Source organism: Caballeronia catudaia (genome assembly GCF_001544755.2).
In the GTDB taxonomy this organism is placed as follows: domain Bacteria; phylum Pseudomonadota; class Gammaproteobacteria; order Burkholderiales; family Burkholderiaceae; genus Caballeronia; species Caballeronia catudaia.
The window spans coordinates 1-26150 of record NZ_FCOF02000065.1 but is presented as its reverse complement, the minus strand read 5'-3'; the positions used below and the strand labels follow the sequence as shown (position 1 = coordinate 26150).

Annotated in this window: 21 protein-coding genes and 1 pseudogene; 12 read left to right on the top strand and 10 right to left on the bottom strand. The window is 59.3% G+C overall.

The window, feature by feature from the left end:
- Window positions 1–377: 377 nt before the first annotated feature.
- Complete coding sequence (locus AWB75_RS33680; protein WP_061128303.1) at window positions 378–965, top strand: hypothetical protein; 588 nt, start codon at window positions 378–380, stop codon at window positions 963–965.
- Between the two features lie 752 nt (window positions 966–1717).
- Here the strand turns inward: AWB75_RS33680 and AWB75_RS33675 are convergent.
- Window positions 1718–1954 carry a DUF2934 domain-containing protein gene (locus tag AWB75_RS33675; RefSeq protein ID WP_061128302.1) on the bottom strand — a complete coding sequence of 79 codons (237 nt, stop codon included), beginning with the start codon at window positions 1952–1954 and terminating at the stop codon, window positions 1718–1720.
- 2196 nt (window positions 1955–4150) lie between these two features.
- On the opposite strand from AWB75_RS33675, the gene AWB75_RS33670 reads away from it, so the two are divergent.
- Complete coding sequence (locus AWB75_RS33670) at window positions 4151–5275, top strand: ATP-binding protein (RefSeq protein WP_061128301.1); 1125 nt, start codon at window positions 4151–4153, stop codon at window positions 5273–5275.
- Between the two features lie 482 nt (window positions 5276–5757).
- Here the strand turns inward: AWB75_RS33670 and AWB75_RS33665 are convergent, their stop codons facing one another.
- Window positions 5758–6447, bottom strand: a complete 690-nt coding sequence (locus AWB75_RS33665; RefSeq protein ID WP_235012375.1) for a UPF0149 family protein — start codon at window positions 6445–6447, stop codon at window positions 5758–5760.
- 499 nt (window positions 6448–6946) lie between these two features.
- Window positions 6947–7627: a TetR/AcrR family transcriptional regulator gene (locus AWB75_RS33660; protein ID WP_235012374.1), complete on the bottom strand. Its 681-nt coding sequence runs from the start codon at window positions 7625–7627 to the stop codon at window positions 6947–6949.
- 213 nt (window positions 7628–7840) lie between these two features.
- Between AWB75_RS33660 and AWB75_RS33655 the strand changes: the two genes are divergently transcribed.
- The 5 genes from AWB75_RS33655 to AWB75_RS33635 all read left to right on the top strand — a co-directional run bounded on the left by AWB75_RS33655 (window position 7841) and on the right by AWB75_RS33635 (window position 13868).
- Window positions 7841–8689 carry a fumarylacetoacetate hydrolase family protein gene (locus tag AWB75_RS33655; RefSeq protein WP_061128299.1) on the top strand — a complete coding sequence of 283 codons (849 nt, stop codon included), beginning with the start codon at window positions 7841–7843 and terminating at the stop codon, window positions 8687–8689.
- 58 nt (window positions 8690–8747) lie between these two features.
- The gene (locus tag AWB75_RS33650) at window positions 8748–9686 is read left to right on the top strand and encodes a VOC family protein (RefSeq protein ID WP_061128304.1); all 939 of its coding nucleotides are present in this window, start codon (window positions 8748–8750) and stop codon (window positions 9684–9686) included.
- A gap of 89 nt (window positions 9687–9775) precedes the next feature.
- A complete protein-coding gene (mhpA, locus tag AWB75_RS33645; RefSeq protein WP_061128298.1) occupies window positions 9776–11392 on the top strand; it encodes a bifunctional 3-(3-hydroxy-phenyl)propionate/3-hydroxycinnamic acid hydroxylase MhpA in 1617 nt (538 codons plus the stop codon).
- A 31-nt stretch (window positions 11393–11423) separates the two neighbouring features.
- Window positions 11424–12524: a porin gene (locus AWB75_RS33640; protein ID WP_061128297.1), complete on the top strand. Its 1101-nt coding sequence runs from the start codon at window positions 11424–11426 to the stop codon at window positions 12522–12524.
- A gap of 84 nt (window positions 12525–12608) precedes the next feature.
- Window positions 12609–13868 (top strand): MFS transporter, encoded by a 1260-nt coding sequence (locus AWB75_RS33635; protein WP_407642197.1) that lies wholly within the window; start codon window positions 12609–12611, stop codon window positions 13866–13868.
- Window positions 13869–14209: 341 nt separating this feature from the next.
- Here AWB75_RS33635 and AWB75_RS33630 read toward each other — a convergent pair whose 3' ends face one another.
- The 3 genes from AWB75_RS33630 to AWB75_RS33620 all read right to left on the bottom strand — a co-directional run bounded on the left by AWB75_RS33630 (window position 14210) and on the right by AWB75_RS33620 (window position 18259).
- Entirely contained in the window at window positions 14210–14782 is a 573-nt protein-coding gene (locus AWB75_RS33630) for a hypothetical protein (RefSeq protein ID WP_061128295.1), read from the bottom strand.
- A 48-nt stretch (window positions 14783–14830) separates the two neighbouring features.
- On the bottom strand, window positions 14831–16507 hold the full coding sequence (locus AWB75_RS33625; RefSeq protein WP_061128294.1) for a S53 family peptidase: 1677 nt from the start codon (window positions 16505–16507) through the stop codon (window positions 14831–14833).
- Window positions 16508–16648: 141 nt separating this feature from the next.
- On the bottom strand, window positions 16649–18259 hold the full coding sequence (locus tag AWB75_RS33620; RefSeq protein WP_061128293.1) for a S10 family peptidase: 1611 nt from the start codon (window positions 18257–18259) through the stop codon (window positions 16649–16651).
- Between the two features lie 981 nt (window positions 18260–19240).
- On the opposite strand from AWB75_RS33620, the gene AWB75_RS33615 reads away from it, so the two are divergent.
- A complete protein-coding gene (locus AWB75_RS33615) occupies window positions 19241–19792 on the top strand; it encodes a hypothetical protein (protein ID WP_061128292.1) in 552 nt (183 codons plus the stop codon).
- 379 nt (window positions 19793–20171) lie between these two features.
- Here the strand turns inward: AWB75_RS33615 and AWB75_RS33610 are convergent, their stop codons facing one another.
- Window positions 20172–20756, bottom strand: a complete 585-nt coding sequence (locus AWB75_RS33610; protein ID WP_061128291.1) for a hypothetical protein — start codon at window positions 20754–20756, stop codon at window positions 20172–20174.
- A gap of 366 nt (window positions 20757–21122) precedes the next feature.
- Window positions 21123–21734: a hypothetical protein gene (locus AWB75_RS33605; protein ID WP_143746608.1), complete on the bottom strand. Its 612-nt coding sequence runs from the start codon at window positions 21732–21734 to the stop codon at window positions 21123–21125.
- A gap of 316 nt (window positions 21735–22050) precedes the next feature.
- Here AWB75_RS33605 and AWB75_RS33600 point away from each other — a divergent pair, with 316 nt between their 5' ends.
- Window positions 22051–22269, top strand: coding sequence for a hypothetical protein (locus AWB75_RS33600; RefSeq protein ID WP_061128289.1), 219 nt, complete (start codon window positions 22051–22053; stop codon window positions 22267–22269).
- 216 nt (window positions 22270–22485) lie between these two features.
- On the opposite strand, the gene AWB75_RS33595 is transcribed toward AWB75_RS33600, so the two are convergent.
- The gene (locus AWB75_RS33595) at window positions 22486–23376 is read right to left on the bottom strand and encodes an H-NS histone family protein (RefSeq protein WP_061128288.1); all 891 of its coding nucleotides are present in this window, start codon (window positions 23374–23376) and stop codon (window positions 22486–22488) included.
- Between the two features lie 248 nt (window positions 23377–23624).
- Between AWB75_RS33595 and AWB75_RS33590 the strand changes: the two genes are divergently transcribed.
- Window positions 23625–24551 (top strand): tyrosine-type recombinase/integrase, encoded by a 927-nt coding sequence (locus tag AWB75_RS33590; protein WP_061128287.1) that lies wholly within the window; start codon window positions 23625–23627, stop codon window positions 24549–24551.
- Window positions 24552–24674: 123 nt separating this feature from the next.
- Here AWB75_RS33590 and AWB75_RS33585 read toward each other — a convergent pair whose 3' ends face one another.
- Window positions 24675–24995, bottom strand: a complete 321-nt coding sequence (locus tag AWB75_RS33585) for a hypothetical protein (RefSeq protein WP_061128286.1) — start codon at window positions 24993–24995, stop codon at window positions 24675–24677.
- Between the two features lie 261 nt (window positions 24996–25256).
- Here AWB75_RS33585 and AWB75_RS33580 point away from each other — a divergent pair, with 261 nt between their 5' ends.
- Both AWB75_RS33580 and AWB75_RS38970 read left to right on the top strand, forming a co-directional pair.
- Window positions 25257–25586 carry a hypothetical protein gene (locus AWB75_RS33580; RefSeq protein WP_061128285.1) on the top strand — a complete coding sequence of 110 codons (330 nt, stop codon included), beginning with the start codon at window positions 25257–25259 and terminating at the stop codon, window positions 25584–25586.
- A gap of 316 nt (window positions 25587–25902) precedes the next feature.
- Window positions 25903–26150: pseudogene (locus AWB75_RS38970) on the top strand (hypothetical protein); the annotation flags it as partial.

Here is a 26150-nt window from a genome sequence, read left to right as displayed (position 1 = left end):
CGATATGCATTGTCTGCCACATGGCGTTGCCCTCGTTGAAACCTTACGTCGCCGACGTATTTCCTAAACTCAAATGAGCGCGGCACGTCGATTTTCAACGATGGTTAGGTATCCTCGTTTTGCCAGATAACCTAATTATGTGGTGAAGTAATGGCACGGTGTTACGAATAGGCAGTGCTCGGTCAAACGGGCGATAACGACTTGCACACCCTGTGCGGGTTAGGCGCTAGGCTCGCGGCGGTCGAGCGAGACGGCATGATGACCTACATACAGTCTATGCGGCGCGAAATGCGCGGTGACTAACGGACGAACGCTATGCGTCTGCGACGGTCGTTCGATCGTTTTTTGCAGCTGGCGTCACTAGCAAGGAGACGAAAATGACTTGCAAACGGCTGAAAGGAATGTCAACAATTGCATTCTTTCTGTTAGCGGCAGCTGGAACCTCGAGCGCGGACGAACAGTGTTCTAACGCAACGCTCAAGGGGCTCTACGGATTCTCGCTTAGAGGCCAACTAATCGGCATATTCGACGATGCGGGCAACACCCATCGATTTGCGAACGAACCGGTTTTGATAGACGCGGTCTCGATTCAGGACTTTGACGGGCATGGCGGCTTTACTCGAGCGGACTTCGTCCAGAGTGGAGGCGAGAAACGCCCGGGGTCAACGGATCCAACGACCGGTTTCGATACTAATGAAAGCGGAATGTATACAGTTTATTCGGACTGCACAGGCATCATGCACATTAACAAGTTTCCCGCGCCGATTTCATCTACGACAATTGACATTCGCTTCGTGTTAACGGATGGCGGTCGGCGTATGTTTGGCGTTGTCAGCAGGCAGGTCATCGGCGGTCAGTTTAAAGCGACCGACGGAACCACCTGTGGACCGGCGCAGCCTTGTAAAATGGAAGCGCAGGAAAGCTTAATCGGGGAAAAGTTTCGAACGGAAGGGCGTGACAGGTAGCCGGGGCACCGTCCCCCGACGTGGCACCTCGCCTGAGTGGAAGGCGAGTTGCTTCGTGCAGCGCAGTCTTTCGCCGTCAGCGCAGCCGTCGTAAGGCAAGGAGCGGCTTGCATGATAAGCGCGAACGGCTATTTGCAGCCCGATAATTATTAAAGGTATTTACGGGATGTTGTACTAGTTCAGAGTCTCCTCGAAATCTACGTTCGTGCGCTGATCGCGATTGCGGGCGAGCTCGGTAAGGCGCGCCACGTTCCCGGCAGCGGTTCCCATCGGCCGGTGTGGCTGCGAAAGGCGGCACTATAACGAAAGGACTCCGTCGGTGGGGTATCGATTGCTCGATAGTGGGCGCGGGTTCACCCTTCGCTGATTGGGTCACGTTTGATTTGGGCCCGCTCTGTTCTCTCCCGAGCCCAAGCCACGGCACGACGATTGCGACTGCGCACGTGTCTCGCATCCCATTTCCGCGTTTGTGTGGACACGCGCCCGCCACCTCCTGCGGGCGCCTTTCTCTTAAGCATGCGGGATGTCGTGGCTTGCGAGCCGGTTTGTACGGGCGCCAAATACTCGATCATCCGGAGCAAGCCGTAGAGCGGCTCGCCTTTGCGGTTCGAAAGCCTCGACCTCGATGGCGAGGGAGCTTCTCGGTTCAACCGCATCCGACTGTGCAGGGACGCGCCCGTCTCGGCCGCACTTCCAACCGAAACGAAAAGCGGCGCATTTCGGCGCCAGTCGCTCGTTCTTGCGCCCAGCGGCTATTTTTTCTTCGCGGCGATTTTCTTGTCGGCTTGACGCTCGACCTTGTTGGGTGCGGCGTCGCCGGCGGCGTTTGCTGGCTGGTCGCCTGAAGTACCTTGTGCCGAATCCTCTTCTTGGAGCGAGGACAATGCCTTATGCCAGAACTCCTCCGCGCGGCCCTCGGGGCCGCCCTCGTGCTGCCACAGTTCGTAGGCGCGACGACGAATGCGTTCATCCTGATTCGTATCTTCCATGGCTTCTCTCCTGTTGACGACGTGACGACGACGATCCCGGCTTGCACCGCGCTGCCTGAGCAAACGCCGTACCCCTCGGCTTTTCAGCGGGTCGGCACGCGAATAGGGCATCACGCAATGAAGGTGCGCGGGTGCGGTCTTTCAGCTGAGATTCGCCGAAGTCGCGTTGCTGCCGCGAACAACCCTGGGCCGATGACCTGGCGAGCGACTCGAAAGAGTGAATGACCGTTGTACCCATGGAGCTGCCAGGCACGTGGCGCTTTGCGGGTTGACCGTTGTGGGTCGCCTCCGGTCCTCCGCGGTCGCCGGTAACGGTTTTCGGTGTAGAGAACAATAATTTTGAGGACCAGGGACAGCGAAACGCGAAGACTTTGATGAGCATCCTCGGCTCGGAAGCGATCGCGCCGTGAGGTGGTAAGTCAGCGATCGGCCAGTTGCGGCCTTTCGCCAGCAGACGCTTGCGGACGTCCGAGCGAATCTCCTCGTCCGGAGTCACCGTGCGCATATGCTTAGTAATGGCAAGGTTGCCTTCTTCGGACAGTCCGCCCTTGAGGCGCGAGGGCTTCTCGCTAACGCAGCACCGGATCATTCGCATTTGTTAAGGAAGTCGGTTAATTTCATTGAAATGTTGCAAATCTCGGAGGGGGGCACCCATGAACTCAATGTTCACTGCCCTAGGGCCTACGATCGTAGTTCTTATTTCTCTGATGTATACGCAACTGGCACGTGCCGATGTTGATTGTCAGCTAGTGGCACCCCCGGCGTTACGAAGACAGCGGAGGGGGCTGCGCAGGCTAAAGCGGCGGCGGACACAATACTTAGAGCCGCCCATGCGAATCTAGATGTTGGCGTGTCGGCATCGAAGAGCCTTTCTACGGCTCAGCAAAATGCCCCGAGTGAAGACCCCCAAGCTTTGAAAGCTCGCACGCTCTACATCTTCTGCGGAATGATTGCGAACGATACAGCTATCAGTGGCGAAAGAAAGTTTCAGATGCTCAGGGAGTTGGAACAAGCACCTTCACCGCCGTCTCCGCCACCATCCATCGCCAGGCCTGCGCCGCAGCAACCACAGGCAGGAAGGGCGCGTTCGAGCAAGCCCCCCCCTTCAGCAAGCACCACCGGGCCTAGCCACGAACGGAAAGACCCGGTGGCCGATACCTTGCGCGCTCTGAAGGGGGCTTCGTTCCGCGCGGAGGATGTAATGACGATAATTCCCAACCCTAACGGCATTTCAGATTGCGTCCGAAAAAAAAGGGAAAGCTATGTCGTCCAGTTCGATTCTGGCGAATCAGATAACGCGACAGGACATGTAACCGAGTGGTATGAGTTCGGGCCCGGGTACCAGCCTCCCTGCACGTCTCCGAGTGGATGCATCGGTTATGCCCCAGCGATTGAGCGGGCGCAAAGGCAATGCAGGTCAATCGCCGGAACTACCGAACACGTGACGTTTTGGTTGGAAGTTTCGCGCGCAGGTTCGGGACTTAAGTATCGAGAGGTTCTCGTCGAGGTGTCGCCAGGATTCAACAGAACGGACTTTCCGGCGGATTTAAGTGGAACCGCAAGTGTTCTGTCGGACGGGCAATATTTTCGGCTCGATGAAGGTAGGGTTTACAAACGGGCCGCTAAGCAGTAGCTGAAGCCAACCTTATCGCGGGTCGTGAGTTGGTGGCTGGATCCTAGTTGTTGCAGGACGATATTTTTATATGTTCCGTTTAACGCACCGTTATCCGAATAATGGAGGTTTTCAATGGCGTCGGCACCCGCGAGGCTTGGCTGAACACAACCTGCTATCAAGCAAAGCTTGAATGACTGAACTTCCCAGCTTTGAGACGCTTGTAATGGCAGGCGTCGAGTGACCGCGTTGGGGTCGAAACTGTGAGTTCGCCGATACGATAAGCGGCGCTCCCGCTGCTCGACGCCGTTACCGCCGGCAACCGCCAATTGGCTGACCTCCAAGCAAGCAGGTCGAACGCCGGCTAGGGCCGAGCATCAACAACAGCTTCCTGAAATCCATTTGCCAAGAAGCTTCGAGGCCCTGCGCCAGCAGGGACGTTCCTACATCATTCGATGTTGGTAGACTTCCACACGCGGCACCTCCATTGGCCTTGCAAGGCTTTCGCGGCGCTGGCTGAATTGCCGCGAAGCCTTCCCGCGAGTATCATGAAGTATCACACGTTTTGAGACTTCTCGTATCAGATGAAACTTCATGAGACCTCGGGTGACGACCCCTGGCATTTTGCTCGACCTGAGCTCGCGGGCACTTATCTCGATGCCTTTGACCTTAAGCTCTCGTCTGCTCGTGGCTTGTTCGCACGCCGCCGTATGGGCAAAACCGAGTTCTTGCAGCAGGACTTGCTGCCCGCAGCCCGCGCGCGCGGTTATCTAATCGCATACACGAACCTATGGGAGAGTCGTGCGGAGCCTGATGTTGCCTTGGTTTCTGCCCTCACAGATGCGTTATCGCCACAAGGCGTTAGAGCCGTCCTTTCTGCACTTGGCAAGCCTGTGCGAAAGGTCAAGGCTGGAGCGAAGATTCCAGGCGGCGTTGAGGGCACGCTCGAGGCCGAGCTCGGGACCGACCAGAGCGGCCTCGCTCTCCGCGAAGTGCTCAAGCAAATTGACAAACAAAAGAAACCGCTCTTGCTCGTCATCGACGAAGCTCAGGTCCTCGCCCATGCGGAGAACAGCGACTTCGCTCATGCTCTCCGCGCAGGGCTCGACGTCCGCAAGGACCGTATTAAAGTGATTTTCGCAGGCAGTTCTGAGACTACGTTGAGAGCCATGTTCGCGCGCGCGTCGGAGCCCTTCTACAACTGGGCGGCGCTCGAACCGTTTCCTTTGTTGGGCGTTGAGTTCGTCGACTACACGATTAAGCTCATGAATAGCATGGCGCGCAACCGGCTCAAGCTGCAGCAGGGCGTCCACGCTTTCTCTGAATTGCATTCCACCCCTGAGTTTTTCAAGAGATTCGTTGAGCGGTACATGCTGTATCAACTCCAAGGTGCTGAAGCCGCGCTCAGTCATACGAAAGCAACAGTTTTCTCTGACGAGCAGTTCAACAAGCAATGGTCCGCGATGAATCCCGCTGATCAGGGGGTGCTCACGTTGATAGCGCTCGGGGATTCCGGCGTTCATAGTGCCGCTGGCCTTAGCCGCCTAACGGAACTCCTGGGCAGGCCCGTCAACAAGAGCACGGCGTCGCACGCGCTTCGGCGGCTACAACAAGACAATGCAGTGACGCGGCTCGCAATCGGCGACTACCGAATTGAAGACGAAGCTTTTGCCGAGTGGATCCGTCGCAAGGCGGCGGCAGAATGGTGAAACGACAGCAGGCCGAAGAGCGCCGAGGGAACGCTTAGGAGGCGAGAAAGCCGTGACGCGTATGTTTCATACGTCCAGCTTTACATAACGATGATTAACGCATTTCCGTTGGTTATACTAAGCGTCTGTGACGGTCAACCGCTTTACCGTTGTGCACGGGTCAGCCGGAGACATTCTTTGCCGGCGAAAGCGATCGTTGCTGCATCCGGGCTGCAATGGGCAGCGGCGACCTTCGTCCGCTTAGCGTGAAGCGATCCAGGCGCTCGCAGGCGTCCATGTAGACATAGCTTGGAACGCCCTTCGAGCGAGCGCAACGACGGCTTGCATGTACAACCGCCACTCGGCTCATCGAGTTGACGGGCGAGTCATCAGCCACATTAGACTCAGTGTTGCACTTCAGTCTGAAACCGCCCTTCCGCGAAAACCATTTGTGCCTTTTAACCGGCCTGCGCGTTCGAAACGGCCAAGGTCGTTTCTCTGGCTCAGTGTAGTGTCGTCGCAGCTCCGCAGCATTTCTTAAACTTCTTCCCGCTACCACAAGGACACGAATCGTTGCGACCGATCTTCGGCGTGGCGCGTTGAATCGTCTTAGCGAGCTCCCGCTCGTGAACGGCTTTCCGGTAAGGGAGCCAATAACGGTAGATCGCCGAGATGCTCATTGGGATCTGCTTAGCCAGTTTTTCTCGTTGATCCGGCCAGCGAGTCAATGCTTCCTCCTCGGGTAGGACTTTCTCCGCACCGAGCAAATGTAAGGGCCGTAGCAACTCGCGGCCTTGTGATTCGTCGAATAACGGCTGCCAGTCTTGCTGGCACAGCGCAACGCCCTGCATAAATCCGAGTGCCCACGGCTCGCCCTCAATGTGCTCCCGCGGGTCGTCAGGGTAGGTAACCGTATCGAACACCGGTTCGAACGCGTCCGCATCGCCTTGCAGGCTCCAGATGATGCCGTTGTAATGTCGCAAGATCAGATCCAAGATGTGCTGGGCCTGCTCCCTCGTGCCGAACTGCGGCGCGTCTTCCGCTTCCGGTCCCCATACACCAGGCAACCATTCACTGGGCTGCAAGTTTCTCGGCCCGATTACAATGGCGGTCAGGTATCCGTCTAGCATGTCGAGCGTCATCGTTTCGTCAGATGTCGCATCGGACATCAGAAACTGATCGAGCTCGTCCATCTCGCCATCGGACAAGGGGGCCATCATTCGCAAGGACTTAGAAGGAGACGAGGTCGACACGGCGAAGGTTCTATATGCGACAAAACGGTATTTTACATCTCGCTCTTTTCTTTGCGACCGATGACTAGCAATCTCCATAGCGGGACGTCCGGGATGAGAGAGTACTACGCGTCCGAAAATGACGGCCCCGCCGCCCGTAAGCAACGCTTAGTCGCGAATTGAATGGCCGTTCCTGGGTGGAAACGACGTTTGAATGTCCGTGCGACGGTACGGGCAATGACGCTTCATGGCCGTTTGCCGATGTACGCCGGGTTGAGTGCTACGCCGTCCCAGAAGATGGCTCGAACTTCGGTACCCGACCCGAGCGGGACGTTCGAGCCATCGAATCGAATGACCGCGTTGCAAGCCGGTGCGGCCGTTCGCTTGCGCCGCGACTTCACAGTAGGGAGTTTTTGTCTCTTGGAGGACGCGACGAACGCTTTAGAACTTCTCGTGCGTCCTAACTCGACGGGTCACGATGCAGATCGCCGCCTGCGTCTACCAATGCATCAACTCGCTCAAAGATGGCCCCGCGGGGCGCTGGAGGATCAGCGATCGGCGCGTAGGCCAATTTTCGCGCTTCCTTTGCTCCGATTCCGAAGGCCCGCATGAGCGCGAACATGGACTGCTCGGCGTAGTCCACAGGCGCGTCGTCAGATAGCAGCGTGTCGATGCCGTACATGATTGAGCCAAGCGCGATATCGCGCGCGACGACCACGTCCGCTACGTCGAATCGACCCGCATCCAGGGCCATCTGCAGATCGCGAATGAGGTACTCGTCGAGCAAGCGGCCTCGCGAACCCCGTTTCGTGCCCACGCGCGTAATGAACGCCCCCCAGAGCGGGTAGCGTGCGGCCATTCCCATGTAGAGGCGCGAACCCACCACCACGCGCTGCGCCGGATCGTCGATGGCGCGCACGAGTGGGTCGATGACCGCGAGGACTTCATCGCTGCTTTCGCCGGCCACCGCCGACAGAAGTTCCGCCGTCGTGCGGAAGTAGTTGTAGAACGTCCCGCGCGCGACGCCCGCCGCAGCGATGAAATCGTCGATCGTCGGCGCGTCCGCGCCCTTCTCCGCAAACACGCCGAGCGCGCTTTCGATCAGACGAATGCGTGTCTTCTCGCGTCGCAATGCGCCCACGCGAGTTCGATGATTCTCGATCGAGTCTGTCGCTTCCATTGACTATCCCTGTGATCTGGCTTGGATTTTAGCAGCGCATAAGCCTGCGGGTTTGTCCTATGTCGATTCATGTTGACGCTTTTGTCATTTTACATAGAATTGGAAATGACAGATTCGTCAATTCGAAATCCACTATTGCCGAGGCAACTTGCCTCGGGTGAACAGGAGGCAAATATGCGGTTCGTCAGTTTCGAAAAGAATGGCAAGGCAACACTCGGCGTTCGCGATGGAGATCATGTGCGCGTGATCGGCGACGAGCCGCTGGAGTCGCTTCTCGCTCGCGGCGTCCGTCTCGACGAGTACGCGAAGACCCGCGCGACGGAAGACAAAGTGCCGGCCGCTGGCCTGAAGTTTCTTCCGCCGCTGCAAAGGCCGCCGAAGATCGTTTGCGTGGGTCTGAACTACGCTGATCACACGAAGGAAAGCAAGTACGAACAACCCGATTACCCGACGCTTTTCCTGCGCGTCAACACCAGTCTCGTCGCGCACGAGCAGCCGATGATTCGCCCGGGCGTGACCGATTGCGAAGGGCTCGACTACGAAGGCGAGGTCGCGGTCGTGCTGGGCACGGGCGGCCGCCACATTGCGAAGGAAGACGCGCTCTCGCACGTCGCGGGCTATGCGCTCTTCAACGACGGCTCCGTGCGCGAGTATCAGTTCAAGACGCCGCAGTGGACCGTCGGCAAGAATTTCGATGGCACGGGCGCGTTCGGTCCCGACCTCGTGACCGCTGACGAATTGCCCCCGGGCGCGAAAGGTCTTCTGCTGGAAACACGCTTGAACGGCGAAGTGGTCCAGTCGGCCAGCACCAGCGACATGGTCTTCGACGTCGCGACACTCATCAGCGTGATCAGCGACGCGATCACGCTCGAACCGGGTGACGTGATCGTATCCGGCACGCCATCGGGCATCGGCTGGGCCCGCACGCCGCGGCTTCTGATGAAAGCAGGCGACGTGTGCGAAGTGTCGGTCGAGAAGATCGGCACCCTGCGCAATGTCATCGCCGACGAAGCAGCGCGCTAATTCCTTATCCGCGAAGCCGGTCGCAGAACCGGCGCTCATCGAACATGGAGACACGGTCATGAGCGACCTAGCCGTAGCATCCGCATGCGCAAGTGTTCACTCGATCGATCACTTCGCGCTCAACGTTCCCTCGCTCGCCGACGCCGAGCGCTTCTTCAGCGCGTTCGGTCTCGATGTGGCGGCGAACACAGCAGAACTGGAATTGCGCGCAGCCGATGGTCATCGCTGGGCGCGCATCCTTCCGGCATCGGGAAAGTCACTCGCGTATCTCAGTTTCAACTGCTTCGAAGAGGACTTCGCAGCGATCCGCAACCAGGCGTTGGCAGCGGGTGCGGAGTTGGTTGCCTCACCCGGCCGAGGCCTATGGTTTCACGATCTGGACGGCAACCTGATCCAAGTCAAGATCGGCCCGAAGACGACGCCCTTCGACAAGACGCCGTGCGTCGTCGCATCGAGCAGCGCGGACGAGCGCGGCGCGCACATGCGCTCGGAAGCGAAGACCGTGCGTCCGCGACGTCTCTCTCACGTGCTGCTGTTCTCGCCTGATGTCCTCGGTGCGCTCGACTTCTACGGCAAGGCGCTCGGCCTGCGTCTGTCGGACAAGTCGCTCGACATCATCGCGTTCACGCATGCGCCGCACGGCAGCGACCATCATCTTGTCGCGTTCGCCAAGAGCAGCGCGCGCGGCTGGCATCACGCGGCGTGGGACGTCGATAACGTGAATCTCGTGGGCCAGGGGGCGTCGCAGATGGCCGCTGCCGGTTTCACGAAGGGCTGGGGCACAGGCAGGCACGTGCTGGGCTCGAACTACTTCCACTACGTGCAGGATCCGTGGGGCTCGTTCTGCGAGTACTCCGCCGACATCGATTTCGTGTCCGCAGGCAAGACGTGGCCCGCAGGCGACTTCGCGCCGGAAGACTCGCTCTATCTATGGGGCCCGCCGGTCCCCGACGACTTCATCCATAACACCGAAGCCGGCGTCGCTTTCAAAGACTGACCGCCTCACACCCTTTGCATCGATTCGATGACTGCCGGTTCATCCGGCGTCAGGGCACAACTCGCTCTTTTTTCAGCAGGTGAACTGAAATGACAGATCAAAACATTTTCGACGTCGCTATTGTCGGTTACGGACCGGTCGGGCAATCCCTTTCGATATTGCTCGGAGAACGCGGCTATGACGTTGCGGTCTTCGATCGCTGGCCTTCGCTGTATCCGCTTCCGCGCGCCGTTTTTCACGACCACGAGATCCGCCGCGTGTTCCATGCAATGGATCTGGGAGAAGAGGTCCAGCGCATCTCGCAACCGTCCTCCAAATATCAGTGGTTCAACGCGGACTGGAAAACGCTCGTCGAGATCGACTGGTCGGCGGAATCGATCAGCGATGGCCCAGTGGGCTACCTCTTCAATCAGCCGTCGCTCGAAGCGCTGCTCGACAGCAAGGCGAAGTCGCTGGCGAATGTCTCAGTGCAACAAGGCTGGGAAGCCACCGCACTGCGACAGTTGTCCGACTGCTGCGAACTGACCCTGCGTCGCGGCGTCATCAACGGCACGAACTGGGAGCCGACCGGCGAAACCCAGACCGTGCGCGCCCGCTACGTTGTCGGGGCCGACGGCGCGAACAGCTTCGTGCGCAAGTCGCAGCATATCGAGTTTGACGATCTCGGTTTCCAGGAAGACTGGCTCGTCATCGATCTGAAGCCCAACGATGGCGTGAAGCTCGACGTGCCCGACATCGGGCAGTGGTGCAACCCGGCCCGCCCGACGACGATGGTGCCGGGCGGCCCCGGCTACCGTCGCTGGGAGTTCATGCGCCTGCCGCACGAGTCGATCGAAGACCTGCAGAAGCCGGAGAAAGTGTGGGAGCTGCTGTCGCCGTGGGTCACGCCCGAGAACGCGACGCTCGTGCGCCATGCCGTCTACAAGTTTCGTTCGCTGATCGCGAGAAACTGGCATAGCGGGCGCGTGGTGCTCGCGGGCGACGCGGCCCATCAGATGCCGCCGTTCATGGGCCAGGGCATGTGCTCTGGCATCCGGGACGCATGGAATCTCGCCTGGCGTTTCGACCTGATCCTCAAGGGCATTTCATCGGACCGTCTGCTCGAAAGCTATACGCCCGAGCGTCGCCCGCAAGTGCGTGCGGTAATCGACGCATCCATCGCGATGGGACAGGTCGTTTGCATCTCCGACAAGGAAGAGGCGGCCCGACGCGACGAAGCTTATCTCGCGGGCGAAGTGCCTGCGCTTGCGCCGTTCCCGGGTCTGACCGAAGGCATGATCTGCAAGAACCCCGCGTTCGCCTCCGAGCGCGTCACCGGACTGCTGAGCGTACACGGCCAGGTCAGGAACCTCGGCGAAGCAATCCGCTACGACGAGGCGGTGCCCAACGGCTTTCACGTTATCGCACTCGATGCGCATCCGAACCAATATCTCGATGCGCAATGCAAGGCGGCTCTCGCTGCCATCGGAGGGCGTTCGATCGGTATCACGATGGATGCTGACAAAGCCGTCAAGGATCGTGTGCTGCTCGACGTCAGCGGCAAGTACAAGCAGTTCTTCGATGAGCACGGCGTCAAAGCCATCATCGTGCGGCCCGACTTTTACATCTTCGGTGGAGTGAGGACGCTTCAGGATCTGCCGTCGTTGCTGAGCGGTCTTGTGTCGCGGCTTTCACTTGCCGAATCCATCGAAGCGACCCTTTCCTGAACTCAAACAACAAGAACCGCTGGAGGGAGACATGAGGAAGATACTATTCGCGCTGGTCGCGGCGTGCGCGCTCACCACGGACGCTCGAGCGCAAAGCAGCGTCACGCTGTTCGGCATTCTCGACGTCGGCGTGAGCTATGTGAGCAACGAACACGGTAGCCGCAACTTCAAAGCCGACGACTCCATCTGGACGCCGAGCATCTGGGGCATTCGTGGTGTCGAAGACCTGGGCGGCGGCTACAAGACCTTGTTCGAGCTTGCGTCGCAGTTCTCGGTGAACAGCGGCGCGGGAATCCCGGGACCGAGCGCCGACTTCAACCGGCAGGCATTCGTCGGCTTGTCGAAGGACGATGTCGGGCGCATCACGTTCGGCCAGCAATACAACCTGATGGCCGACTTCCTCTTCTTCCCGCCCACGAAACTGGATGGCGCCTTTACGTATGGCGGCCTTTACAACATGCGCCAGGGTCCGTTCGCCGCGCTTGGCATTCCGCAGAATCCGACCGGCTCGTTCGACTTCGATCAGACCGGCGGTACCTCGCGCGTGTCGAATTCGGTCAAGATCGTATCGGCCGCCTTCGCAGGCTTGAGGCTCGGCGCCTTGTACGGTTTCGGCAATACGCCCGGCTCGTTTTCCGCGAACAGCACGATCGGCTTCGGGGTGAACTATTCGATCGGCGGTTTCGGCATCGCGGCCGCTTACAACGAAACGAAGTACGCGGCGCTGAACGACGGTCATGACGGCATCCGGAATTTCGGCGGCGGGGTCAGTCAGACCATCGGCGACGTGTTTCTCAACACGCTCTACACCAACACGCGCAATACGCTGACGGGGGGTGTCGTCCAGGCGGTTCAGGTCGGCGCGCTGTACACGTTCATGCCGGACATCAGGTTCGGCGCGAACTATCAGTACATGAAAGGCAACGCGCAGCTCAGCCACAACAGGGCGCAGCAGGTCACGGGCGCAGCGCAGTATCTGCTCTCCAAGCGCACGACGCTCTATGCGGAAGCGGTCTACCAGTGGACCGGCGGCGATGTCGAAGACGGACACAACGCCTGGATCAACGGCACGGCTCAATCGAGCACTGCGCATCAGGTCATCGGCCGCCTCGGCCTGCAGACCGTTTTCTGACACGTATTTCCTTTTTTGACCCGTGCGCGAATCCGTCGCGCACGTCGGATCGCCGCGTCTGAAGACGCCGCTTATCGATTGGAGATGGCAAACATGGAAGACAACACCGGATTCAGATGGGATACGGCCTACGAGTGGAAAGCCGTCGCCTTGCTGTCCCTTGGCTTTGGACTGGTCGGCATCGATCGGTTCATGATCATGCCGCTCTTTCCCGTCATGATGGCGGACTTGCACCTTGACTATCAGGACCTCGGACATATCACCGGGGCGCTCGCCGTCGCATGGGGCATCTCCGCGATGTTCATGGGCAACCTCTCCGACCGCGTCGGTCACCGCAAGGTGATCATTCCAGCGATCGTCCTGTTCTCGCTGTTAGCGGGGCTGAGTGGTCTCGCTACCGGCGTCGGCTCGCTGATCCTGATCCGCGCGGTGATGGGTTTTGCCGAGGGTGCGTACACGCCTGCGAGCATCATCGCGACCCTCGATGCTTCCAGGCCAACGCGACACGGGCGCAACATCGGCATTCAGCAGATGGCGCTGCCGCTCTTTGGCTTGGGGATCGCGCCGATCCTCGTGACGCAATTGCTCAAGGTGCTGCCGTGGCACTGGATTTTCGCGGTCGTGTCGATTCCGGGTTTATTGGTGGCGTACATGATGTTCAGGGTGCTGCGCAATACGCGACCGACGGCTGCCGCATTGCACACGGCGGCGCACGATCTTGCCGCCCACAAGTGGACCGATGTCTTCCGCTACCGCAACATACCGTTGAACATCGTCGGCATGCTGTGCTGGCTGACGTGCCTCGTCGTGCTCAGCGCACTGTTCCCGAGCTACCTGATCGACTATCTGCACCTGAGCCTGGAGCAGATGGGCTACGTGATTTCGGCAATCGGCTTCGGCGGCACGCTCGGCACGCTCGTGATGCCCGCTCTTTCGGACAGACTGGGCAGGAAGCCGGTCATGAACTTCTCGGTGCTCGGAGCGGCCGTCTCCCTGCTCCTTCTCATGCGAACCGGTGCGAATCCGACGACGCTCTTCGTCTATCTCACGCTTACGCTCTTCTTTGTGTTCAGCATGATCACGCTGACGGTGGGACCGTTGAGCGCCGAATCGGTGCCGGCTAAGTTGATGTCGACGGCTTCCGGTCTCGTGGTCGGCATTGGAGAAGTTTTTGGTGGCGGGTTCGCGCCGGCGATCGCGGGTTATGTCGCGAAGCACTTCGGCATCCAGTACATCATGCATCTCGGGTTGGTTGCGCTCGCGATCGGCTTGGTCGTTACGCTCAGTCTGAGGGAGACGGCGCCCTCCCGTACGCGCGCAGGCGCAGCCGTTGCAACGGACTGATAGTGCGCGCGTGGAGCCTTGACGGGCCCCGCGCGATCCTCGTCGCGCGTGGTCCGCTCGGGGCTCTTCCGTCGGGCCGCGCCACGGCCCCGATGCGCTTCACGCAGAACGGGTGGCGGCTAAATTTCGCACAGCGGCCGTTGCGCGCGGAGTAATGAGTGTCGCTTGATGGCCGAAAGTGAGAGTTAGTCGATGCGACGGCGGCCGCCATGCGACTCAATACCGTCAACGTGTGCAAGACGCCCTATTACTCGAGTTCAAGCGAGCCTCTTCGAACGCCCGCACAGCCAATGAGCGATAGCCTCCGACTAGCACGCACGTTGTGCGATCCAAGATCCTCCTCACGCGCCGTCGGCAGGAAACGTTTCGGTGCTGTCGCCCGGAAGCAGCAGTTCGGGAGCCTGGGTGAAAGTGTACGACTTGCCGTCTGCGGCGAGGTCGAACACCCAGACCATGTCAAAGCGATCGCCCGGCCAGGTCTGCGGCGCTGACGTGTTTGCCAATATTGCGTTCGCAATGAGCGGGATATGCTTGTGCTCCCAGCCAATCAGCGCGACTCCGCCGGTCGCGATCACGGCCGCCGACAGCTGCACTTCCTGACCGACGGCAAAACTCGTATTCACGTTCAGCCCGAGCTTCTGCGCGACGATGCTCACCGTTTCGAACGGGCGTTTGCTCGATGCCGCAGCGTCGTCGGAGGCGGCGAAAACCGCGTTCGGCGTGGCCAGGCCGCTGCTTTGCAACGGCCCCCGGCTCGGCGCGAACAAGACCGCCAGCGCGCCGGCGCGGGCCCACCCGGTCACCAGCAGCGAGTTCACGTCCTGTTCGCCGGCCGTGGTCACGCCGTAGGGCGGCAAGGAGCCCTTCGGCTTCTCGCCGTGCCGAATCACCATGATCTTTTGTGCCTGCGACATGTCGACCTCCGATTCAGTGGTCCCGCCGCCGGGCGCCGGCCCGCATAGCTAGGCCGTCGCGGGCGCCGGTGACGGACCCGACGGCAAGGGTGCAGCCGCCAGTTTCGCCTGAATCGCGGCGAGCAGGTTCTGGCCGTGCGGCGTTCCCCATCCCGACGCCGCGTCATACCCCGGACCCGCGCTATAACCACCGACCGACGCCGTGTTGTTATTCCCGGAGACGACGTCTGTGCAGCCGACTGACCCGATCGTCTGCCCGGTTCCGGAGGCCGCCTGATACAGCAGCGGCGTGAGAAAGCCGACGCGCTGACCGGCCGCCAGATTTCCGTTCATCAGGGCGATGAGCGCCGCCCACAGCGGACTGGCCGCGCTGGTGCCGCCATTGGGTTGCGCGTGACCGTCGACCACCAGCAGGTACGGCGACGCATTCCAGTCCGCGTTGGCGCTGACATCGGGAATGCATCGGCCATTGATGGCGCCCGGATTCACCGACGTGATCGCGATGCCGCTCTGCCAATCCGGCCGGTCGAACACGTCACTGACTGCTCCGCCCGTGCTGCCGCCCTGATCGGAGCGCAAACCGTCGCCCTCCATCCAGACGATATCCGCCCCCGTGCCGTTCAGATCGACGATGGTCGTGCCGCCCACCGAGAGCGCGTACTGACTCGACGACGGAAAATCGGCGTGGGCGTGGCCATCGTTGAGGGCGTCGCTGGAACCGTCGTCGCCCGCCGCGATGCATACCGTGATGCCGAGATACGCCGCTTCCTTCAGCGTTTCGTCGATCTGCGCCATCGCCTGATCCGACCAGATATCCGCGCGCTCGGGCGCGCCCCAACTAATCGAGAGCACGCCGGGATTGTTGTCCTTGTCCTGCATCGCGGCGTCCAACGCACCGATCATGCCCGCTTCCGTCCAGGAGGCGAAGTAGACGACGATGCCAGCCTGCGGACACAGCCCCGCCACCACTTCGATATCGAGCATCACTTCGCCTTCCGCGCCGTCCTTGCTTTGGGTCGACGTGCCGTCGGTGCTGACCGTCGTGACCTTGGGTACCGGCACCTTCGCCTTCTCGCAGAACTTCTTCAGGTCGTCGGGAAAGAAGCCGCCGCCGAACTCGACGAGGCCGACCGTCTGTCCCGCGCCCTGCCCGTTCGGGAAGTGATAGTGCGCGCCGAATTGCGCGGGCAAGTACCACGACGCCGGCGCTGCCGACAGCGCCTGCCGCCTGCCGGCGCCCGCGCCAATGCCCGATGCCGGCTGACGGCGCCGCCTGACGGTGCGGCGATTGTCAAGCCCGAACGCGCCCTGCACGATGTCCGAGAGTTCGACGGGAATCGACAGATACCCGACGCGCCCACGATAGTTCCCGTCCGCGTGCGCGTAGTTGAACAGCTTCACGTTGAACACGGACTCCATCGCGTTGATGGTCCCGGACAGGCGCACGGTGCGCGCGCCTGCGCTCGAGTCCACCGTCTTGAGGCCATAGCCGGACATGACCTGCGTCACCTTGTCGATGTCGGCCTGCGACGCGCCATAGCGTGCCGCGAACTCATCGCGCGAGAGCGCCACGTCCGGACGCGTGTGCAGGTCCGGCAGGGGCTGCTTGCGTCTGAGCTTGAGTGTCACGTCGATGATGCTGCGCCCGTTCGCCTGCCCCAACGCGCTGGCGCCCGGCATGAGGCGCCGCAGGCTGCCGGGCAACTGATGATGCGAAACGTTCATGATTGCCTCCGTCGAATTCACGCTTCCTGTTTCTGACATCCCTCGAACGACGCGAGCGCGCCCGATTGCGCCATTCCTTCACGGGTACGCGTTGCCCATCGTGAAGCGCTTGTGTCCGTGAAAGCCACGTCCGCGCGCATTTCAATACGGAGTGCGGCTGAATCGCCGGCGATAGCGCACCGCGCCTGTGATCGCGACCTGCTCGGGCTTGATCGCTGCGCGAATGGCGGCGACATGTTCGGACGCCTGCCCGTAGAACTGGGCGAGGTCCGCCTTCATCTGCGTGCGCGACCCGTTGTCCAGATACACCATATGGCCCGACGGATAATTCCGGAGCGTCAGGTTGCTCGCTAGTTGCGCATCGCCGAGCGGCATGTTCTGGAAATTGATGAGTGTCTGGAAGAACGGCGTCACCGCGTCGTAGTAGCCGTTCGCGGAGAACACTCTCAGATACGGATTGACCGACATCGACGCCGCGAGATCGCCCGCCGTGTAAAGACTTCCCTGTCCGCCGCGCTGAGCGCCAGTCGGATCGACGTGGCTGAAGTCCCAGTACTGGAATGCCTTGTCGTTCAGGTCCATGAACGGCGACACCGACGTGTACTGCAATTCATCGTTGAGGTACGCGTTCCACATGGCCGTGTAGACCCCGCCCACCGCGGCCATCGTGGGATCGTTGCCGCCCGCGTTCGGGGCGACATATTCCGCGATACCGGTGTCTTCGCCCTTCACCCGCCCGTCGTACGCGCCGATCGCGAATCCGGTGTCAAGCAGCAGGCTTGTCAGGAACGCGGAGCCATTTCCCATCGAAGGATTGAGCTGCCAGTACCGCAGCACCTCCGTCGGAATGCCGAGCATGTCGCTCAGTTGCTTGAGCACGTCGGGAGCGACGTTGGGAAACGCGTTCAACGCATTCACATACGGACCGACGGCGAACGCTTCCACCTGCTCCATGAAGACTTCCAGGGTATCGGGCGGCGGCGCGACCGTGACCTTGCCGTGGAACAGGGCGTCAGCGGCGTAGGTCGGGAGGACGCCGATCGGGTTGCCGGCTTGCCCATAATCGAGAATCGACGATTGCAGCACGATGCCGTTCAGATCCACGCCGTCTTCGTGCAGCAGCCACGTGAGGACGCAGGTGCGCGGCGTACCGTACGATTCGCCGAATAGATATTTCGGCGAGTTCCACCGGTTGTACACGGTCAGAAAGCGCTTGATGAACTGCTTGACGCAGCCCGCATCCTGATCGACGCCCCAGAAATCCCTGTTCTTGTGCGACGCGACGGCGGTGGAATAGCCGGTGCCCACCGGGTCGATGAACACGAGATCGCTATGATCGAGCAGGCTGTCCGGGTTGTCCTCGAGCGTGTACGGCGCGGGCGGCGTAAATTCCGGCATGCTGGTTTTGATTCGACGGGGCCCGAACGATCCGAGCAGCAGAAAAACCGACGACGAGCCTGGGCCGCCGTTATAAAAGAAAGTGACCGGACGCTCGGAAGGCGCCGCGTCATCGGCGGTAAAGGCCACATAGAACAGCTTGGCTCCGGGATGCGAGTCGTACGTGGTGGTAGTAACGAGGTGGCCGGCGCGCGCGGTATAAGCAATCGACTTGCCGTTGATAGTGACCTTGTGATGCGTGATGGCGGCTGCTTCCGTGAGGTCGCTGATCGAATCGTTCGGACCGTATCCGTATGGCGTCAGATCCAGCAACGCCTGATCTTCTTCGCCCTCGTTGTTCAAAATATCACTCATTGCAAACTCCCGATCCTTAAGTTTTTCGCAGTGACGCGAGGCGAACAAAGCCGAGATCGAGCAGCGCTCTATTGATTCGGCTTAGCTTCCATAGAACGAAGCTGCTCGCCTTTTATTCAACACCCCCTTCGGATAACCCTCTAATATCGTTCTCACTTCGTAATGCCCTGCCTCGCGACTCTTCTGCCAAGAAATGTAGTTCACTGCCATCGCATTTTTTAAATCAATGTAGCTTCCATCCGCCGTACTACCGGCCATCTACGCCCGCGCAATGCGGCACTTTCCCTCACAGGATGCGTACCCCGTTCGCCCGGTCAGCCGTGTAGCAAGGGCGAGAACCAAGGAGAGCCTTGAGTGATGGAAGCGCAGGAGTTGACTAATTCCGTCGAATGACTACATGTTTTTATATGGCCTCCTAATTTACCGTTAGCCGACCAGATTGAATATTCGCAGGCATTTTACAAACAATTCAAAGGTAGACTGAAAGCCAAGGCGGTTTCAAGCCGAAGATGCGGCAGCTACCCTCGCATTCGCAATGCAGACACTGAAAACCGTTCGACTACATGAAATGCCAAGCGGTCGGCCGTCCCGACCCCTATCGGTTGTCCGGGCATGCCTAGCTGTAGTTCCGAGAGTGGCCGTAGGTGTCGCCCATGCGATGCGCGTCCCGACATCTATTCGACCATAGTCCGCCGTTCGCAACTCAAGGCGCACGCTGCTAGTGCAGGGGGCCCACTCCTGGTTATCTCGTGGTTCAGCGAATAGATGAGGTCAAGTCCTAGCTAGTAGTGACAATCCGTAGCACCGGAGCCAGCATGTACCGTCGGCGAATCAAGGCGATTAAGTCGCTATGTGCGATTTCCCACACTTGTCCCTAAAAATTACGCAGCTAGAGCTGTCATTTGCCTACTCTCAATGAACTGTCGGCTATCAAGCTGTTGAGAGCCATTCGGTGGAGTACTGAAAAGCTTCGCATGAAATATGTGGACAGCGGATCACAAGAAGGAATTTATCAAAAGTGCTTTTGAACAGGTACATCTCAACAGCAGAGGTGTGCGCGATCGCATGCATGCTAATGTCAGATACGCGGTTACGTTGTTTGTCGTGGTGAGCGGTTTTTTTCTTGTGAAAACAAAAACATTAAGCCCAGAACTCGCTGTTTCTGCTGGCATTGGTGTCGTCGTCTTTGCATTACTGTACATCCGTGTGCTGATGGCACAATTCAGAACCCTCGAGACCCTCCATGTAATACAGGCCAATCTTGAAAAGGCAATGCTATTTCACGCTGAAGGAACATATTTTTCTGATTTAGAAATATTGTTCCCTCAAGAGAGGGCATCCGCAAAAAGGCTGGCCGATCTGAGTTACTACAGCAAAACCAAAAGTGCTTATATCCTTGTCGTTTGCGGTTCGGCAATGTTTTCGTTGGTTGTAATTGTTGTTGCGTCGGTTGATCAAACCATCTTGGACGGCGTGTTCGCGCCATTCGGCGCATGGATCGAAGGGTTACATCACGGCTGGCTTGGCAATTAGATCGATTCTGCAAACCATTACTCGCAACACTGCGGTATCCGGAATACTCGCATAGAACAGCACGGGCTTCGAAGTAAAAAATCCTGCGATACCGAACGTCTGCTTTATGGTGACGAATTGACGTGTGAGCGTCACGATTAAGGTGCGGGCGAACGGCGGTTGTTGGCCGTTTGCCGCCTTCGGCGGTCGCTGCGGCGCGCTTCAAGGAAGAACCGCGTGCGCGCCGAGAATCATTATTAGGGTCCTTGCGTTTCGCTGACCCTGTCTTCCCAATTGTTGTTCTCTACACCGACAAGCGTTACCGGCGAGAGCAGAGGACCGTGAACGGCCACAACGTGTCGCTGAGTGTCATCCTTGCCGAGGCGTTGGCTTGGTTGGATTAGATAAGGTTTATCATCTGATTTTTTGCATCTCGGACAGCGGACTGAGTCGCGCGCAGATCTTTTTCGAAGTCCTGTATCACGTGTTCCGCGTATCGAGCGCGCTCGTGCTGGTCTGATGCAGAAGTTTGTATCTCCGTAGCAATACGATCTAGCTCGGCCACGAGTTCGTCGTATGACTGAAAGATGGCACCATCGAAATTTCCGAATCGTACGAGATATTGCCGAACATCGTCGATGCGTCGGAAGTCGATGGAGTATTTCAGTGGGTCGAGGTTGCTGCTGAGCCGAATCAGGAGTTCATCCACCTCCCCGCAAAGTTGCTCTGGTTTGAAGTTGGCTCGAGTCGTACCATCGGCGGCAAAGGCTCGCAATTCAGCCGCTAAATCCATAGGTTTGGAGAAGGCTTCCTTGACCGGCACGAGCCGTGCGAGCACGGCTTCGTATGCGGCATCGCATTTCATGCATATGGCCTTAAGGTCCTTAGCTAGAGCTTTCCTCGCTGGCTCCTGGATCCCTGCGCCCCATTTCACTACATCGGCGCAAGCCTTTACGGCCTGCTTCAGTGCTTCGAGGACTTGCATAAGAGGACCTTCCTGATAGGGAGAGTCAGTACTGCCCAACGTCCAAGCTGAGCCGGCGACACGGCAGTAGCGAGGTAGGTAGCCGGGCACCGCAGCATGCGTAATCTGGCCGGCGCGCCACGAAGGCTACGCAGCAAATTCGTCGGCCAATGGAAACCTCCTTGGCGCTCCCGCAGCGGTGGACTGTTGCGGGCACGTCCGCAGTGTAGGCCGAAAATGACCGGTGATGTCCTCTTTTGGGAGCGTACCGGACGTCGGGATTTCCGGCCCGGCGCGCAGACGAATGACGACTGTTGGCCGAGACGAGTCTTCGGTCGAAAACCGCATCTCTTCGCGTCATCAAAACGCAAATGCCCTCGGCTGGGTCTATTCCGGAAGGACCTGTATGGTCAACCATACAGTTGATCGTCGAGCGGCATCGGCGCGCGTCGACGCTGTGCCCCACAGCCTCAGCGTGCCGTTGAACGTTACGCCCGTATGCAGTTCAGGTGAGACCAGGGGACCCGTGTACGCCATTGGACAGATTTGGCGGTCATTGTTCGCGGGTGGCATCTGGCTGTTGAAGTCGACAACGATGTAGGCGAGCGTCGACATCTCGCCCGGGGTCTCGGTCTGGAAATCGCCCTCGAGAAGACGGCTGACCGGGTGGCCTACGGGAACCGCATGCCGAAGTAGAACAGCGGATCCGGAATATGTCGCAGTGTAAAAATACCCACACTGGACCTCGCGAATGCTGCCACCCAGTGTCAAGTTGCCCACGCCCTGCGGGCTGCTGGCATACAGTTTGACCAAAAACGCGTGAGCGCCGATTACCGCCGTTGAAAAGTCGCCCGGAAACAATCCCGACGGGCTCAAGACCGGTTGCGAAGAGCTCGGAGTCAAGTCCAGCACCTCCCAGCTGAGGTGCGGCGACGCCAGCGAGTCTGTTGTCGCCGAAAGAACAGAATTATTCGGCGCTGCGACTCGGGCGTTCAGCATGGTACCCGGACCGCCACAGCTAGCCAGACAAACCGTTCCAAGCGAAAGAATCCATGCAAGCCGTGACAGTGAAAGAGCCCCTCCCTTCAACTGCACCTTCCACTCATAGAAAGCACGCATTCTGAAGTTATAGACGGCCCACTGATGCCTGACAAGTTCGCTCCCTTGCGTTCCTCGATGGATGTTGGCGCCGGCACCAAAATGAACCAGTTGGCAACCAGTCGATGCTTCGGGCTACGAGTTCGCGAATACGGCCTGTGCTATGCTGAGATTGACATAGAGACCCCCGGACGGTCACGAAGACGGAGACCGCGTGATGAACCGTGCCTCGTTGCCATCGGGCCGCTGTCGCGGATTGCCGTTCACCATTCCCGACGCCTGGACGCCTGAACAGGCACTCGCCGTGTTCGAACTGCTCGAGGATCTGCTCGCCGTCGTGACCGACTTCTATGGCGCTCAGCTTAACGAGCTGCTGCGTGAGCAGCGCTCTTCAGAGGTGCACGCGCGTACTCACGAACGCGACCCGCCGTTCTGACGTAAATACAGTGCATCAACGAAGGGGCCTGCGAGGCCCCCTCGTGCTCGAGCAAATCACTCTGACTTGCACCGCCCAAAAAGCGCGGTTTTACAGCGCCGCTAACACTCGACTATGGTGTTGCGTAATCCTGCATTGGTCCTCGGATAAACAGGCACCTGCAACACTCGATTGCCGCGTGAACGCAATGCGATTTCGCGGCAATTCGCGGCCCGCTTATTCGCTCCGTGAATTTGCCGCTTCGATCTCGCCGCCCTGCGCTGCAGCCTCGACCGCCGGCGCTACACTCTGCGTTTCGCCGCGAGACTTCTGCGCTGGACGTGCAGCAGTCGAACGTACGCGTTTCGTTGCAGTGGTTTTGACGCCCTTCTTAGCTACTGCCCCATTCTTAGCTGCCGCGCCTTTTTTGGCTCCGCTCGCTTTCTTCGCCGCGGTCGCCTTTTTTGCTGCCGTGGATTTCTTGACCGCTGCCTTTTTCGCGGGCGCAGTCTTCGATGAATCGGCCTTCTCGCCAGCCCGCTTCACGTTCTTGGTCGAGGTCACCACTTCGATTTCTGAATTTTTCGCAGCAGCGCCCTTCGTGGCAACTGCTTTCGCTGCCTTACCGCTCTCGCCTGCTGCGCCGCTAATCAGAAACGCACTGCGGTCCTTGGCCATCGCGATCCAGCCCGGCGCGCGTCCAAAACCGCTCCAGGTGAGCCCGGAAACCGGATCACGGTACAGCGCGGGTTGAGGACCTTTGCGCGTCGCCTTCTTGCGCGCTGCGGGCATCGTCGAGCGCGTCACGGCCTCAACGCCATCCGCGACGAGGAATGCGTTGCGATTACGTGCGTTGACGATCCACGCCGGCGCCCGGCCTCGTCCACTCCATGTGGCGCCGGTCTTCGGATCGGCATACTTGGCTGGAGTCGCTTTTTGAGAGGTTTTGACTTGGGCCTTAGCTGACCCCTTGCCCGTGGATGCGGCGACATCGTCAATCGTGATCTCATACTGAGCCATCAAGTCACGAATCTGCTTGATCACCCCGGCGGTCTCTTTGACCTTTATCGCTTGTGCCTGCGCTTCGAGCTTTTTGATACGAGCATGAATTGCTTCCAAAGTAGCCATGTGGTCCTCCTCGTTTTAAAAGTGTCCGCACTATGCCACGGATCCAATTGGACAAGCTAGCGCGGCGGGAGCTTGCATCTAAAGAACTATGCGACTTGACATATCCATGGACAAGAAACGTTTACAGATTGTTTCTAAACGCTGTGTGGAAGTCCGCTCTCGAAGGGTCTTTTCTTAGTAGCGGGTGTTGGCGAAGCGAGAGCTTCGCGCTAGATTGGAGGGGAGCGCAATTCAGTATATCGATTTCTATGCAGACCGATTTGTGGCTTTCTGATCCCGAGGCGGCCTATTCTCAGTGGCAGCGAGGGGAAGCGACTGGCGCCGATCGCCGCGCGTTTGCGGATCAATCAATCGTCCAACACTGTTCGATGTTTTCCCGCTTCAATGACTATTTGTCAGCGCGTCGTCTTAGCGTGGTCAGCTTTGGTTCCGACCAGATACAAGGCTTTTTCGACCAACTGGAGCACGACTGTCAGCCAGGGACCACGACGCGGCTTCGCTATCTCAAACTCGTCGATCGGTTTTCCCGACACCTCATGGCGATCGGTCTGCGTACGGAAAATCCCGCTGCCGAAATGCTCGCTCGTGAACACTGGCCGGAGGACGAACCGACGCCGGTGTATTTGTCGGAAGGGGATGACAAGCGCCTACAGGCCGTATGCGTCTCCGCAAGTTGCGAATCCGTGAAGGAATTGCGGAACACCGCGATCGTCGCCCTCTTTCTCGGCACCGGCATCACTGCTGCCGAATTGAGCCTGCTTCGAGTGCGAGATCTTGACCCAGACGGGAATCGGCCCAGCGTCATGGTAGAAAAACACGGGCCGCGGCTTGCCCGACGCGTTCCCGTCGACGGCTTTGCGTTCGATGCGCTGCGCGCTTATCACGACGTCCGGGTCGAGTTGACTTGTCCGACCGAATGGCTTTTTGTGGCAACTAGCGGCGGCAAGCCCATGAAGCCGGACACCCTGCTTAAGTGCGTTCGCGCCGCCCTGCAACGAGCGGGATTGTCCGCGGCGGACGAAAGTCCTCGGCTCCTCCGAAATACTTATGGTCGACGGCATATTGCGGCCGGGAAGACCAACGAGCAAGTCAGCAACTTGCTTGGCCTGTCAAGCCACCGCACAGTGACGCGCCTGCGTCAAACCTTGGAATCCTTTCCTTCAATCGAAGGGTGACCGCGAAGGAGGGAGCCGCTTCCCGATCAAAAATCGAGCGTAACAAGGCCGGCCCATCTGAAAGGCTTATCGACATTCGTAGCGGCGTCCTCAAGCGCGTAGAGGCGTTCAAGACACCGCCTTCTAGTCGAGCAGCGCTGGTTCAGGCTCGTCCGGTTCGTCGCGGCGGGGCGCGGCCTTCAGCCCAGCGAGCGCGCTTTGCCTCAAACCTTGCTCGACGAGTAAGAGGCGTATTTTCTCCATCGCGACCAGCTGACCCAGGTCCTCTTCAGCCCACACCTTCTGGATCGAGGAGAAGTACGCTTCAATCTCTGCCATGACCTGACGCGCCTGGGCTAGTTCCAATAACAGCCTTTGAACGTCTCGATGTCCGCGATATTTGACCCAAAGCGCACGCCTCTCGTCCACGCCGACGGGCTCAAAGCGCGGCAGCTGGCGTGCCATTTTCGCGCAACGCTCTTTCCAACGACACGGTCTGAGACATGATCTCCCCGGTTTGTTTTGTCATTGCACGCCATCGTATCGAGAACTGAGACAGATTGCGTCTGCATTGCCAAATTCAGGGATACGCCGCCGTTCGTGTCGAAGGCGAGACGGACCACCGGCGACGCTCCGGAGCGCGCTTGACTTTGCCATCCGATGAATAGGCTAAGAGATAAGCCGTTCAAACGGCGCGGGTGTTACGACCATCTCTTTCAGGCGACCATGACTTACACCATCGACCCACTTAGCATCGAATTCACCGAAACCCGCCGCGGCGTCAACGCGACGGCCAAGATCCTCCGCGGAGGACAGCGCATCGGCACGATCAATGACTTCGCCGAGCGCATCGTGACCGACGTCTTCTTCACCTCCGAGCAAGAGCGGGCGGCGTTCGCGGCCGAAGCACGACGGATATTGGTGAGGGTTTTCGGAAAGACAGATCACAGCGACAGCGCTTACGTCTCCGAGTATGCGCGCCAGCTCCTCGAGCAAGCAGAGCAGCGGCTGCTGGCGCAATCGCAAGACGATCAGTTCGCAGGCTCCGATCAATGAGCGGGCCATTTGCTGTAGGAGACTGGGAATCGGTCTGGGCTTGCGAGCCCTATCTCACCCACCGGCTCGTGCTCGACCTGGCGTCAAAACACGTGATCGCAGGACAAGACCGCTATCGCAGACGCCGGAGCCCTATTGTTATGGCGCGCGCAATATGAGAGGGAACAGGGGATGTTTGTCGCGCGGACGGCGAGAACGATGTTCTGAACTTTTCCGCGCGTAGCGCGCGACGCTGCAGGCGTAAAGAAGGCCGATGCACCTCTGGTATCGTGCGACGTTGTCCAGACCCCGCACGCTTTCCAGAACTGACCGGCCTATGCATCGTATCGTACACGCCCATCGCGCGCTGGAGCAACACCAGCGCGCCATCCTTTCCACGCTCGAATCCTACCGTCCGCCACGTTGTCCGCACTGTGGCGTCGCCAGCCTTTGGGGGCATGGCTCTTACGACCGCAAGGCTGATCGCAGCGCAGCCGGTGCCCTGAATCCCGTTCTGGTGCCACGCTTTCGCTGCACGGCGTGCTGCCGTACCTGTTCGCGCCTGCCGCTGTGCTTCTGCCCGCG